Source organism: Levilactobacillus parabrevis ATCC 53295, assembly GCF_001434055.1.
Taxonomy (GTDB): Bacteria; Bacillota; Bacilli; order Lactobacillales; family Lactobacillaceae; genus Levilactobacillus; species Levilactobacillus parabrevis.
This window is the reverse complement of sequence record NZ_AZCZ01000007.1, coordinates 21495-36007: the sequence shown is the minus strand read 5'-3', so window position 1 is coordinate 36007 and position 14513 is coordinate 21495. Positions and strand designations below refer to the sequence as shown.

The window sequence follows — 14513 nt, the reverse complement described above, 5'->3', positions numbered from 1 at the left end:
TTGATTAAATTAAAAAATCACCACTTAAATTTAAGTTGGTGATTTTTTCTCTGTAAGTGTCGTGTTTGTCAGTTTGCGGACTAATGATGTAAGAGTCCGTGGTGGGGGTGGTCAGCAAGTGATTGTGGTTGACCGGCGTGGTAGCCCGGACGGAAGCGGTCGATCTGCATTTGTTTCGTGTGTTCGCGTTCAATTCGTAACTGTGTCTTCAACTGACGCGTCTTCCAAAAGCCATGAGCCGCTACCGTTACCGGGATGACTTGCAAGAGAACCGTGACTGGAATAATCCAGTTCTTGTCACTGATTAGGTCGGTGAACCGATGAAGATCCTCTTGGTCCAGTGGGGCAACAAGCGGTAAACATTTGTGTTTTAACATCTGTCATCACACTCCGTTAGGCCCTATCATAACCCAAAGTGTGAGCGCTGTCAGCCGTTGTGTTCCACGTGAAACAAACTATCGGTTACGCCAGTGACTGATGAGGTGCAGCACCCCTAAAATTGCGGCAATGCCTAAGACGCCCGTTTCTAGCATGGCAATCCCGCTGACGTGACGAAATTGTTGGTAGAGTAGGACGGCACCGACTAGAAGTAGGCCGCCCAATCCAGATAATAGTTTGTTCATAACGACTTCCTCCAAATTAAAAACGGCACCACAGATGTGGCACCGTTTCGAATTACATGACTACCCAATTAATTAGTTGCCAACCTTGACCATAACGGCTTGGGTGACATCGTTGTCAATGTCGCGCGAGATGTGGTAACCGGCGACTTTCAGCTTGGTGGCCTTGTTGGTGCCAGTCAGCGTCTTCTTAACGGTGAACTTTTGTGTCATCGGAATGTCGGACAGCTTACCCTTAAAGTTGATGACAGTATCGTCACCCTTAGTCTTAAAGGTTGCTTTCAGCACACCAGACTTGTTCAAGGCGTTGGCCTTCTTAGCGGCGGCATACGTCTTGTAGAACTTGTTGACGTTGTAGACCGTTACCTTACCGTTCTTGTTAAAACGGTAGGCTTCCATCCCAGAATTACTCTTGGCGTTGACCGCACCGGTCACATACCAAAGTTTGGTTGATTTAGTCAACGTGGACTTCACGTCGGCCTTCTTCGTCGTTTTGTTTTTGAAACTTGCTTGTTGGGTACTCCCCGATTTACTACTCTTGCTGCTGCAGCCGGCTAAGCCAATGGTCAAGATGGCCAATAAGCTAAAGACGGCGGCCAGTGTCCGGGTCTTCTTCATAATCCAATCACCTCATCAAAAATGATAACAGTTTTAGCGTCCGCGTACAAATCGCGTGCTCCCCGTTCCTCAATAGTATAGCATGGTGGCTTCCAGAAAAACCGGAACGCCCCGTTAAAAAAGCGTTAAGTTCCCGTAACAAAATCGGTGGAATTTGGAAAACTAAAGACGAACACATGTTTTTCTGATAGAATATAAATTAAACGGGTTATGGTATTTGAGAGGGGAATTTGATCATGAGTAAACGGCACTATCGCCGGGGTCGCCGGGGGAGTCGCATTTCTATTTATGCGGCAATTCTGCTGATCGCGATTGGGGCTATCGGGAGCATGGGTAGTCAGGGCAATTCGACAGCTCGGAATCTCACGTCTGCTGTCAACAAGGTCGTCGGGACATCATCTAGCAGCCATTCAACTAGCAGTGCGGCCACCAGCGCGCCGAAGCAATCGGTCGCAAGTCAGGCGTTAGCGGAGCAAAAGTATCAGGGAACCCAGATTGTTGCGGTGAACCACAATAAGCCCACGTTTAGTCAGTCCCAGTTGTCTACCAAGAAGGGTGGTTGGGCCACTTACGGAACGTTAGATAATCTGAACCGGGTCACGACGGCCAACGCCTTATTGAGTAAAAAACTAATGCCAACGGCCAAGCGAGAACCGCTGTACGTTAGCCCAACCGGCTGGAAGAATAAGCCGTATACGGTCAACGGCAAGCGCGGTTACTTGTATAATCGGAGTCACTTGATCGGCTATCAACTGACGGGTCAGAATAATAACCTGAAAAATTTGATGACCGGGACCCGGTCACTCAACGATCCGGGTATGACAGCTTACGAGAATCCAGTGGCAAGTTATTTGAAGAGTCATCCTAGTAATTACGTCCGCTATCAGGTTGAACCGGTCTTTCGAGGCAATGAATTAGTTGCGCGAGGGGTGCATATGCAGGCCCAATCGGTTGGTAGCAAGGGCGTTTCGTATAACGTCTACATCTTTAACATTCAAGCAGGCGTCAAGATTAACTACAGTACCGGGACGAGTCAATATGGTAATCCGGCGGCTGCTTTCTAAATTTAGCGACTGTCAGCAAAACGCGTAACTTCTCAGCTGGGAAGTTACGCGCTTTTTGTAAACTTACTTATCGGCGATTCATGTAGCGATAGATGAGGTACAGGACCAAACCGACGATCAGAATTGTTCCAATCATGGGGTTTTCGCGGAATATCCAGTGGAAGACGCGCACGGAGTGGAGCCCATGCAGGCCGCCGATTAAAGTATAAAACTGTGTAAACATGGGAGACCTCCTAATGATTTATAGCAATTATAAGTGGAAATTTTAAAAAAACTAAAGACTTTTTGACGTTTTGGCGTATGATAAAAAGACAGAGAACAGAGGAGGGTTTACCCGTGAGCGTGAATTATATGCTTATCTTTGAAATTGTCGTCGTGATTAACGCGGCGTTAGCCCTTGTGACGGTGTTTCGAGAAAAGCGGGATATCGCCGCAACTTGGGCCTGGATGTTGGTGCTCGTCTTACTGCCGGTGGTGGGATTCGTTGCTTACGCCTTCATTGGACGGAAGTTACCAAAGGGCCGGATGTTTCGACTACAACACCAAGTGGCGGTTCAACTGAATGAACGGTTGAGTCAGCAACGTGAGCAGTTGGGCACGGAGATTATGCCGGCCGATAAAATTAGCCACTCGGTCATCAACATGGTCAACATGTTTATGGAGACCGATCAAGCGTTTTTAGCCCGGCAGAATCGGGTAAAGATCTTTACGGACGGACACGATCTCTTTCACACCATGATGGAAGACATCGAGCGCGCCCACTCCAGTATTCACATTGAATTTTACACCTTTTATAACGATAAGATTGGAAATGAGATTCTAAATTTACTGGTCAAAAAGGCCGCTGCCGGTGTTGAGGTCCGCGTCATCTATGATCCATGGGGGTCGATGGGGACGTGGAAACGGTTCTTCAAGCCATTAATGGATGTTGGCGGCCACGTGGAACCCTTCCTGGGAACTCGTTCAGCCGTCATTGACTTCCGACTGAACTTCCGTGATCACCGTAAAATTGTGACGATTGATGGTCAGGTCGGGTACGTTGGTGGTTTTAATATTGGCGATCAATACCTAGGGCGTAAGGAAAAGTTCGGTTACTGGCGCGATACGCACCTGCGGATTGTCGGCTCAGGGGTGTTTTCACTGCAAGCCCGCTTTATGTTGGACTGGAACGCCACGGATAAGGACCATCCCTTCAATGATCGGAAGATTGATACGCGTTACTTCCCATTAAGTAAGGTCAAGGGGAACACGAGTCTGCAGATTGTCTCAAGTGGGCCCGATTCTGACCTCCAGCAGATCAAGATGGGCTACATGCGCCTAATTCAGACGGCGGAGAAGTCTCTGTGGATTCAGACGCCTTACTTGATTCCCGATGACAGTGTCTTAGACTCCCTGCGGATCGCGGCGATGGCCGGAATTGATGTCCGGATTATGATTCCCGATAAGCCGGATCACGCCTTCGTGTACCGGGCAACACAGTACTATGCTCGCCAACTTGCGGATGATGGGGTAAAAATCTACTATTACCATAACGGTTTTATTCACGCTAAGACGATTGTGGTGGATGGCCGGATCGCCTCGGTGGGGTCAGCGAACATGGACTACCGGAGCTTCAAGTTGAATTTCGAAATCAATGCCTTTATCTACGATGAGGGAATTGCGCGTGAACTAGAGGGCATCTTTGAAAAGGATATGGCGCATAGCGAATTGATCACACCAGAGAAGTTCGATCAGCAGTCTCTTTATTTGAAATTTAAGCAAACAGCGTCACGTTTACTATCACCAATTTTATAAAAGGTTAAATTGTGAACTCCCGGTCGTTGGACTGGGAGTTTTTTTGTCTTGTCAATGGCGTACTGATAAGGAAAATAGGCCGAGATGAAGCGGCCAAGCAAGGTTGGTTGTTTATTTTTACCAACTTAGCGGTTATAATAAGCTTATAACAATAAAACGGTTACAAAACGGATGAGTCGCTTGATCAATTTGGGAGGAGACGGCGTGAGGATTGAGGAGGTTTTATCATGAAGCGCTTTGTTTCATTACCAGTCGTAGATTCTAGCCTCTACTTATTTGGCGGTCATATGCGAACGGTTCCCGGGGGCTGGCAGTTTTTTGAGCAGAAACATCAAGCCTTTGAGTTGATGTGCGTGATTGATGGGCGCCAAACAACGGAAATTAAAAATTTGGTCACGTACGATTACGGTGCGGGGGATGCCATTATCATTTCTCCTGGGACGTTGCATACGAATCAAAATAGTAGTGCAGATCAGGATATGACTTATATTTGTTTCCATTTCAACATCGAAAATTTGGCGTTGAAGTCGGAAATTATTGGTAAGATTGCGAATACAGTTATCCCGGCCGATCAGCCGATTGCGCAGTCAGCGGTCCGAACGGCCAAGAAGATGGTGGCCTACAGTGCCAATAAGAAGCTGAGCAAGGAACAAGCTAACTTGAAAATTCAAATCGCTGTTTTGAATTTCTTCTATGATCTGACGGAAAATCTGCAGAATTATGAGTCTCGAAATGGCAAGAAGTACACGGAGAGTGAAGCCAAGACCAGCCGTCAGATTGCAACGATGATCAAGGAACGTATCGAGCGGGATGAGGCGGTCAACTTTACCTTCGGCGACATCTGTCAAAAGATTGGAATTAGTAGTGGTTATGGGCATCGGACGTTTAAAAAGGTTTATGGCGTCACGCCACTGCACTATATTGAAAGTCAGAAATACAACAAAGCTAAGATGCTACTGGGGTCACCAGAGTATTCGATTGAAGACGTTGCGGATTTGATGGGAGCAAGTAGCGTGTCCAACTTTAGTAAGCAGTTTAAGAAATGGGCGGGCACGACGCCAAGCAAATATCAACGACAAATGAAGCAAAAACGGCGGGTGCGGACCGTCAAAGAAAGTGGCTACTTCGAGTAGTTTCACGTGCACAAAGTAACAGCTTTGCCCGGTAAAAGGTTAATTTACCGGGCTTTTATTTTGTAAACTAGGTCACAATTTAACTAAAAACAGTCATGAAATAAGATAGCCATTTCTTCTGGAAGCGATTACAATGCAGTTGTAGTTAGCTAACAAAATAAAACAGCGGGTTAGCGTTTGGCCATGCTAAGTTCGTTGTTCTCAAGTTTCAGCGATGAGGCTTGAGGGAGTGATAAATGGAAAGCCGGTTAGCACTGGTCGTGAAATTTATCGGGATGTTCAATCAATGATGCGAGTTTCAGCAATTTTTTTACCTACCTTGGTTGGTTGCATCTACCAACCAGATGACATAATTCTAGTGGACGTCTTCGTAAATCAAATTGACTTACGAATGGCGTTACAAACATTTTCCTTTGAAAGGAGTTTTCGCATATGGCCTCAAATAGTCAGGCTGATGCCGCAAAGACTCAAGACAATGCGCACGATGAGTTCGCCAAGCTTTCTTGGCGTGAGCGTATTAGTTATGGTGCTGGGGATTTAGCTCAAAACTTAATCTTTGGTACGATTGGGTCAATGTTACTTTTCTACTTAACCACTGTTTACGGAATTTCCGCCGCAGTTGGTGCTACGATTTTCTTAGTTGTTCGTTGGGTCAACGTTTTCTGGGATCCGTGGGTTGGTGCCTTCGTTGATAAACACAACTTCAAGTCTGGGAAATATCGTCCTTACTTGATCTACTGTGGGATTCCAATGACGATCTTCGCCGCAATGCTCTTCTTGCCAATCGATGCCGTACGGGGCAGTGTTATGTATGCCTTCATCGCTTACTTGGCAACGGCCTTGATCTACTCCTTCGTTAACATTCCTTATGGGGCTTTGAACGCTTCATTAACGCGTGATAACGATGAAGTTTCCACTTTGACTACTGTCCGTATGACTGAAGCCAACATTGGTAACTTATTGGTTTACACATTCTTGCCATTATTTGTTCAGATGGCTTCTCCTAATCCACAATCTAAGGATATTGGGTTCTTCGGAATTCACATGAACTTAGGGGATTACACCTCACCAAAAGCTGGGAAGGCTTACTTCTTAGTTATGGGTATCTACATGATTATCGGGTTTATCATGTTGATGTGCACTTACTTCGGTATCAAGGAACGGGTCTTACCTACGGCTAAGGAATCTGCTGCCGTTAAGTACTCCGACTTGTGGGTTGAATTTAAGCAAAACAAGCCACTGCAAGTATTGGGTTCCTTCTTCCTGATTGGCTTTACTTTCATGTTCTTCGGGAACACTGTATGGCCATTCTACATGCAATACAACATCGGTCACTCCGAATGGATGGCTTCCATTAACTTGGTTGGTTCCATTCCTGGTATCTTCTTGGTATTCTTATGGCCAATCATCCGTAAGAAGATTGGGAAGCGTCAATTCTTCTACGCATTCTTAGCTCTGTTCATTATCGGGACATTAGTTCTGTGGGCTTGGGCTATGCCAGCCTTTAAAGATGCTACTGCTCTTGGTTACATTGGTCGTTTCTTACAACAATGGGGGATCACTGCTGCTACTGGTTACATGTGGTCATTGGTTCCAGAAGTTGTTTCTTACGGTGAATACAAGTCTAAGAAGCGGGTTGCCGGTATCATCAACGCCATCATGGGTCTGTTCTTCAAGATTGGGTTGGCTCTTGGTGGTATCATCCCTGGTTACATCAACGCCTTCTTCAAGTTTGATGGGACCAAGACGAGTCAAAGTTCTGGTGCTTTGATGGGTATCCAATGGTCAATGATCTGGTTACCAATCATCTTTGCCCTGATCGCTATGTGGATCATGAGCAAGTACACCTTGTCTGACGCTGACGTTAAGCGGATGAACGAAGAACTTAACGCTGAACGTAAGGCTAACAAGGTTTAGGTCACTAACTTTAGTTAACTAATTTTGTTAAGGAAAGGAAGATTCTTTTATGAAGATTCAAAACCCCGTTTTACCTGGTTTTAACGCGGATCCTAGCATGATTCGGGTTGACGACACGTACTACATTGCTAACTCGACGTTTGAATGGTTCCCTGGTGTTCGTTTGCATGAATCCAAGGACATGGTTCACTGGAACTTATTACCGTCACCACTGTCAACAACTAAACTGTTGGACATGGTTGGTAACCCTGCCTCTGGTGGGATTTGGGCACCAGATTTGAGCTATGCTGATGGCAAATTCTGGTTGATCTACACCGACGTTAAGATCACCGACGGTCCATTTAAGGACATGACCAACTACTTAACCACGGCTACGGATATCCGCGGACCATGGACTGACCCTATCAAGGTCAACGGTGTTGGTTTCGATGCTTCCTTGTTCCACGATGATGATGGTCGCAAGTACCTGGTTCAACAAACCTGGGACCACCGTGAATATCACCACCCATTCGACGGGATTACCTTGACTGAATTTGACACTGATACGATGCAACTGAAGCCAGAAACGGCACGGAACCTTTACAATGGGACCGATGTTAAATTGGTTGAAGGTCCACATCTGTACAAGATCAACGGTTACTACTACCTGTTTGCTGCGCAAGGTGGGACTGTCTTTACCCACCAAGAAGTTGTTGCCCGTTCTAAGACGCTCGACAAGTTATCCTTCGAAAGCGAACCAGATGGTCCATTCATCACCAACATGGATACGCCAGACTTCTACTTACAAAAGCAAGGTCATGGTGCCTTAGTTAACACACCAGGTGGCGAATGGTACTACGCATCATTGGTATCTCGTCCTTGGAACCATAAGAACGAATCTGCTTATGACCCACGTGGTTGGAGCACACTCGGTCGTGAAACTTCCATTCAAAAGGTTGAATGGGACGATGCTGGCTGGCCACGTGTTGTCGGCGGTCATGGTGGTCAAGTTGAGGTTGAAGCACCTAAGGATGCTATCTTGACGAAGGCGCCTAAAGACCATTCACAACACGATGAATTCGACAAGTCGGAACTCGACTTGAACTGGAACACCTTACGTCAACCATTCACCAAGAAATTGGGGACGGTTGGTAACGGTGAATTGAAGTTAGTTGGTAACCAATCCTTATCCAGCAACTTTGATGTTTCCTATGTTGCACGGCGTTGGCAAGCATTCAACTTTGATGCTGAAACCAAAGTTAAGTTTGATCCATTCACGTATCAACAGATGGCCGGCTTGGCTAACTTCTACAACGACAAGCACTACTCTTCAATCTTCATCACTTGGGATGAAAAGAAGGGTCACGTTATCGAAGTTGCCCAAAACGACAACAACAACTACACGTCTTACTTGAAAGACGATGCAATTGCCATTCCTGATGGTACCGAATACGTTTGGTTCCGGACGAAGGTTCGCAAGCAGTCTTACACTTACGAATACTCATTTGACGGTAAGAAGTGGGAAACTGTTCCAGTTGAACTGGATGCAGCCATTCTCTCTGACGACTACGTCTTACAGACTTCTGGTGGATTCTTCACCGGTGCCTTCGTTGGATTATACGCTGTCGACTACGCCGGTTACGGCCAAGCTGCTACGTTCGATCACTTCGATTACAAGGAATTGCCTGACAACGTTACGTCCGAAAACCTGGTTTCTGAGGACTAATTGATTGGCACAGTTCTCAGCTGGGTGTATGATAGCGCCAAGGTAATGAATCGGTGAACTGGATTGAGACCACTCTGCTGGTCAATTCACCGGGACGTAACCGGTGCTAGCAACAGATGAAGTATGTGAATATGTAGAGAAAGTCCCCCCCGAGTAATCGGAGGGGCTTTTTCTGTTCGGGGTTAACTGTGACTCTACAGGAGTTCAAGGGGGATAGCGAGGATGTTGCCTCGCTTTCGTTTCACCCGTTAAGCAGTCACCAAAAATGATGAATGAGTGGGTGAAACGATTGCGAGTCGAGTGTTTAGGTGTCGGTTGAGCAAGTCTGGTAAGCTAAAATAACCAGGCAGCATTGTGAGTTGGGCCTTATTGCTAGCTATGCTAAAATATGGGTAGTAAGAAGGGGTGGTTGGATGCTGAAACGACGGGGACTTTGGGGCTTGATTTTAGGCTTACTGGTAGGTTTACTATTCTGTGTGCAGGGACAATCCGTGCGAGCAAGTGCAGATTATACGATTTCGCCATATCGGGTGAATGTTCAGGTCCTTAAATATGGGGATGCCAACGTCACTCAGACGATGACGTATCGGTTTGATGACGGCTATCATGGGGTATTTAATGTCCAGGACATACGCGGCATTCAGGGTGGTAAGTTGACTGGTGTGCAGTATCGCGTCAACGATGGTGGTACGGTGACCGGGGTGCCAGCAACGGATGGCCAAAATGGAAGTTATGAATTAACACAAAGCAAGCAGCGCTTAAGGGTCAAGCTGTATCAAACGGTAAGTGACGGCGATCAGATGGCCGTAACGTACCGTTTCCATTTACGAGGGGTCGTTAAGAATTATCGTGACACTGCAGAATTGAATTGGAAGGTCATTGGAACCGGCTGGGATGTGCAGTTAAACCACGTTAAAGTCACAATTCAATTGCCACAGACAAAGGTTTCTAAGCTTCAAGCCTGGACGCATGGGCCATTATCTGGTCACACACAGGTCGATCGTCAGCATGGTAGGGTAGTTATGACGGTCGCCCAGAATCCAGCAGAATCGTTTGTTGAGAGTCACTTGTTGTTTCCGACGACGGTAACGGCAACCAATCCCAACAAAGTGGCTAAGAATCGCTTAGTGGCGGCCCAGCAACAGGAAGCTAAGTTAGCGCGGCAAGCGAATCAGAAACGTCAGCAGGCGCAGTGGTTACGCTGGGGATTTTTCCTGGTGTTGATCGCTTTATTAGTCGGCTGTGGCGTGCGTTCATGGTGGTGGTACCATCGTCATCCGGCGAATAAATACGCGCATCCAACGCCGATTAATCACGCCTTTGATGTTCCAGGTGTTACCCCGGCCTTAGCGCAATCGTTAGCCGACGGAATGTCTCCTAATACCGATGCTCTAGCTGGTGAAATCTTGGCCGCAGCAGCCCGCAAAGAGATTACGCTAGAACCAGTGAAAGATGGGCGTAAGGAAACAGTGAAGCTGACCAAAAATGGGGAGCAGACCAATAGCTTTCTGGAGAAATGCTTTGCGCAAGTTGGCAGTGACGATAGCTTTACGTTGCAGGAATTGAAAACCTTTGGTAAGCATGATGAAAATGACGAGCTAAATAAGTGGTTTAGTGAGTGGCAAGAGCCGATTGATGATGCAGCAGATACCTATTACGATGATAAAAATCTGAAATTACGTGAGCGGCTCATCGGCACACGGCTTGGATTGAGTGCTTTGATTATCGTTACCGCAGCAGCGAGTTGGCTGTTGGGAGTAACTGTTGGTAAAGTTGGTACCGTAGTCGGACTGATAGTCCTGATAGTATTCTGGATATTTGTGGGTCGCTTCTATCGGCGAATTGATCGAAACAATGCAAAAGGTTTAGATCAGGTTAATGAGTTAACTGGGTTTCGGCGGATGTTAAAAGATATTGGTCATTTCAATACGGCCGAGATTGGCGATTTGATTCTTTGGGAGCAAATCTTACCGTATGCGGCAGCCTTCGGACTAGCGCAACAAGTCGCTGACAAGTTAGCCGTAGACTTTGGCCCAGAGGCGTTGGACACTGATCTAGTGGTCTTCTATCCCTTATTCTACGGTGGGGTTGGGTTACCATTGGGGGATGCCCTGAGTGACAGCTTATCTTCCGCATTGCAGTCAGCCGATACTAGTAGTGACAGTTCCATTTCCGGTGGCTCTGGTGGCTTTTCTGGCGGTAGTTCCGGCGGATTTGGTGGCGGTTCTGGTGGTGGCGCATTTTAAATTCAGCGAGAATCCTCTGAAGATTCACCAGTAGCGGCGAATCCCCAGAGGATTTTCATTCTAATCTGATAGAATAGTGGCAAATTTTTGCATGTTACTGAGCCTGTTTCATGTGAAACATTACAATGCCGTATCGTTTAGCGAGAAAGATTGACACTGTGCGCCTTGCTTTGTAAATTGGAGACATAGTGGTTCAATCGGAACCCGTATTTTGGAAATTCACTGGAGGTCTCATCATGGAAATCGCACACCACCGGTGGCCGTTGTGGATTTTATATTCCGCGGCCTTTATGGTGATTGCGGCGTTTAGTTTCGGTATCTTTATCGTAGCTAATCGTACGTTGATTTGGAATATGGATGGCGTGACACAGCATTATCCCTTAATGCTGGAGCTTCACCGCTTACTAACAAAATCTGGGCTGGCAGGTGTGACGGGCTGGTCGTGGACCTTTGGTTTGGGCGCAGACAAACTCACGACCTTAGCCTATTACGTGTTGGGGGACCCGTTCGCCTATCTGTTGGCATTATTACCGGCTCACTTGATTGAAGCGGGATATGGCTGGTTTGTTATTCTACGATTGTATGCATCGGGTCTCGCTTTCTTGGCGTTTACCCATTGCTATACATTTAAACCGTTCAGCCAGTTATTGGGATCGCTGATGTATGCATTTGCCGGGTATTCCCTCATGATTGGCGTGCATCATCCCTTCTTTATCCTGCCGATGATTTGGTTACCCCTGTTATTTCTAGGAATCGACCGCGTGTTGCGTGGTAAAGGGTGGGCGTTCCTTGGGGCCATGACCGGGTTGACTGTCTTGAGTAACTTTTACTTTGCTTACATATTAGGCCTGGGCAGTTTGATTTATGCCGTTATTCGGTACTTGAGTTTGAAAAAGCAGAGCCAACTTCGGGTGACGTTACGACGCGCTGTCAGTCGACTAGTTGCCGCTGCGGTGGCAGGATTGTTGTTGGCTGGGATTTTGTTAGTGCCGTCAATTATCATGATGCTGGGATCTACCAGAACGGGAACAATCTTTGCTAATGGCCTGTGGCTGTATCCCGCGAGTTATTATCTTAAGTTAGGCAATGCGATCCTTACAACGGGGAACCCGCTGAGCTATTGGGCCGTCTTTGGCATGACGGGGATTGCCTTTCTAGGATGTGTGTACACGCTCGTCCATTGGCGGCGGTATCGTCCGTTAGCGGGGGCCCTAGTCCTAGTGATGATTGGTCTGATTTTTCCGGCGGTCGCCGCCTTCTTTAACGTGCTTTCAACACCATCTAATCGTTGGTTGTTGCTGGTGACAGTTCCTTTGGGACTGGCAGCGATGGTGCTGCTAGATCATGTGACCCAATTAACGATGGCGGATCGCTGGTGGCTTGGCGGGAGTGCAGCGGTTTTAATCGCTCTCGTATACCTTAGTAACGGCCTGATTTTCAGTAATCCGGCGCGTAACCTCATTACTTATGGTCTGTTCTTGGCAACGGTGGCAATCCTCCTGGGAAGTTCCCAGCAACCGGCACGGCTGACCCTCACACTAGTCGGCGTTGTATTGAGTATGAATTTGATTAATAATGCTTGGGGTTACTATGATCCCAATGCTAGTCCCCAGGCGACTCAGCAACTCCGTAAGGGTGATGCTACGGCTTATATTCGTGATTATTATGATGGTGCTGATCGCGCCGTTCGGCAAAAGAAAGTATTTTCCCGCAGTAATACGACGCCGAACTTTAATTTACTGCGAACCGTGGGTAATAACATGGCGATGGCCCATAATCTCTCCGGCGTGATGTCCTATTTCTCAGTTCAAAATGGTGCCGTGGGACAATTCAGTCGGGATATTCAAAATTCGGCATATATGATGAATTCTCCCATTGGTCGAGGCGACAATCGTTCAAGTCTGAATCACCTGTTGGGTGTCAAAACGATTTTTGCTCGAGAAGACCAAGTCGCCAACCACGCCGCCTTACCGTATGGCTACCATGCAGAGAAACGGATTTATCCCGAACAGGCCGTTTATGGTTTGTCTAATGGTGTGGGGACTCAGCGCCTCACAACATCACTGAACTTTCCGTTGGTTTACAGTCAGCCACAGGCAATGACGGCAAGGCAATGGCGTCAATTATCTGCGGTCAATCGGGAACGAAGTTTGACCCAGGCTGCCATGACGCAGACGAAAGTAGCAGGGGTCCGGTCAGCCAAGTACCACTCTTCAGCACGGAACTTAGGCTACACGGTCACTCCAGAGACGATACCGGTGATTGATAGTCCTAATAAAGTCGTTCAGTATCGGTTGAGTCAGGCACTGGCTGGGCAAAAGAAGGGGCTGAATGATAAGCAGTTGGATTACTTTGGTAGTTCTGTGACCGTGCCCAAGTTACCCGTTGACCAGAACGGGCTGATTAGTCAGAGGAATGAACAGAAATATGCGGAACAAGTTCGATTGAATCAGCACCGAACGCAGTTAGATCAAGTGTTGACGGCTAATCAACAGATTCTTCAGGATACAATCACCGCCAATCAACATGGGTTACGTCAACTGGCGAGTGATGCTCAGGGAAATCAAATCAAGTATACGTTGACCTTGAAGCAGCCTAAACGGGCGCAGGGAACGGAGCTGTATTTGGCCTTGGATGGGATCAGTGCGAAACGCCTGACCACGTCTCGGCAGTTGCGGGATCAGGATAATACCAGCGTCTTAGGCAACACACCACGCTCAAATCTGACGAAACTAAATGATTGGCGCGATGCCGTTAAAAATCCGGATATGGGAGATTACTGGGTCAAGGTAAAGACGCGTAATGAGACGAATAGTTTTTCCCAGTTTGGAATTGATAATCTTTCGGATTACGAGCCTAAGCAGCGGGTTCTACTGAACCTAGGCTACTCGAAGCAACGGCGACAGACGATTGATGTGACGTTTAATGCGACTCGCCAGATTGATTTTAAATCAGTCAAGCTTATTGCGATGCCCTACGATCATGCTTACGATCAACAGGTCCATGCCGCTCAGCGACGGGGACTGAAGAATGCAACCGTTAGTGCTAATCGCGTAACGGGAAATCTGACAGCGACACAGACTAGCGTTCTGACCACGTCAATTCCATATTCTAAGGGTTGGCAATTGAAGATTGATGGGCGGCCAGCGGAAACGCAAGTTGTAAACGATGGTTTTGTCGGCGCACGTTTGCCGGCAGGGGAACACCACATTCAGCTAACTTACCATACGCCGGGATTTATTCTAGGGTGTTGGTTGACCTTAGTCGGTGGCATCGTTCTGATTGGTGCGAGCGGCTGGCGGTGGTGGCATTATCCGCAACATCGTCACTAAAAATAACCCGGGAAATTTGAAGATATTTGCGAGTTAACCCGGGTTATAATTTTTACAGATAGACAAAACGCGTTCAATTCCATT

General features: G+C 47.2%; 11 protein-coding genes. 7 read left to right on the top strand and 4 right to left on the bottom strand.

Going from position 1 to position 14513, the window contains the following annotated elements:
• Positions 1-80: 80 nt before the first annotated feature.
• From FD07_RS02985 to FD07_RS02980, 3 genes are all read right to left on the bottom strand, one after another.
• Positions 81-377, bottom strand: coding sequence for a hypothetical protein (locus FD07_RS02985; RefSeq protein ID WP_020088866.1), 297 nt, complete (start codon positions 375-377; stop codon positions 81-83).
• A 78-nt stretch (positions 378-455) separates the two neighbouring features.
• Complete coding sequence (locus FD07_RS12310) at positions 456-623, bottom strand: hypothetical protein (protein WP_020088867.1); 168 nt, start codon at positions 621-623, stop codon at positions 456-458.
• 72 nt (positions 624-695) lie between these two features.
• On the bottom strand, positions 696-1238 hold the full coding sequence (locus FD07_RS02980) for a hypothetical protein (protein WP_020088868.1): 543 nt from the start codon (positions 1236-1238) through the stop codon (positions 696-698).
• Between the two features lie 236 nt (positions 1239-1474).
• On the opposite strand from FD07_RS02980, the gene FD07_RS02975 reads away from it, so the two are divergent.
• Positions 1475-2302 (top strand): DNA/RNA non-specific endonuclease, encoded by an 828-nt coding sequence (locus tag FD07_RS02975; protein ID WP_020088869.1) that lies wholly within the window; start codon positions 1475-1477, stop codon positions 2300-2302.
• A gap of 67 nt (positions 2303-2369) precedes the next feature.
• Here the strand turns inward: FD07_RS02975 and FD07_RS12475 are convergent, their stop codons facing one another.
• On the bottom strand, positions 2370-2525 hold the full coding sequence (locus tag FD07_RS12475) for a hypothetical protein (RefSeq protein ID WP_020088870.1): 156 nt from the start codon (positions 2523-2525) through the stop codon (positions 2370-2372).
• A 77-nt stretch (positions 2526-2602) separates the two neighbouring features.
• Between FD07_RS12475 and cls the strand changes: the two genes are divergently transcribed.
• The 6 genes from cls (at position 2603) to FD07_RS02945 (ending at position 14429) form a co-directional block, all read left to right on the top strand.
• Positions 2603-4096 carry a cardiolipin synthase gene (gene cls / locus FD07_RS02970; protein WP_155823038.1) on the top strand — a complete coding sequence of 498 codons (1494 nt, stop codon included), beginning with the start codon at positions 2603-2605 and terminating at the stop codon, positions 4094-4096.
• A gap of 227 nt (positions 4097-4323) precedes the next feature.
• A complete protein-coding gene (locus tag FD07_RS02965; protein ID WP_020088872.1) occupies positions 4324-5229 on the top strand; it encodes a helix-turn-helix domain-containing protein in 906 nt (301 codons plus the stop codon).
• A 432-nt stretch (positions 5230-5661) separates the two neighbouring features.
• Entirely contained in the window at positions 5662-7146 is a 1485-nt protein-coding gene (locus FD07_RS02960) for an MFS transporter (RefSeq protein ID WP_020088873.1), read from the top strand.
• A 49-nt stretch (positions 7147-7195) separates the two neighbouring features.
• Positions 7196-8851 carry a glycoside hydrolase family 43 protein gene (locus FD07_RS02955; RefSeq protein WP_020088874.1) on the top strand — a complete coding sequence of 552 codons (1656 nt, stop codon included), beginning with the start codon at positions 7196-7198 and terminating at the stop codon, positions 8849-8851.
• A gap of 413 nt (positions 8852-9264) precedes the next feature.
• Positions 9265-11097, top strand: a complete 1833-nt coding sequence (locus FD07_RS02950) for a DUF2207 domain-containing protein (RefSeq protein WP_020088875.1) — start codon at positions 9265-9267, stop codon at positions 11095-11097.
• A 236-nt stretch (positions 11098-11333) separates the two neighbouring features.
• On the top strand, positions 11334-14429 hold the full coding sequence (locus FD07_RS02945) for a YfhO family protein (protein ID WP_020088876.1): 3096 nt from the start codon (positions 11334-11336) through the stop codon (positions 14427-14429).
• The last annotated feature ends 84 nt before the right edge of the window (positions 14430-14513 follow it).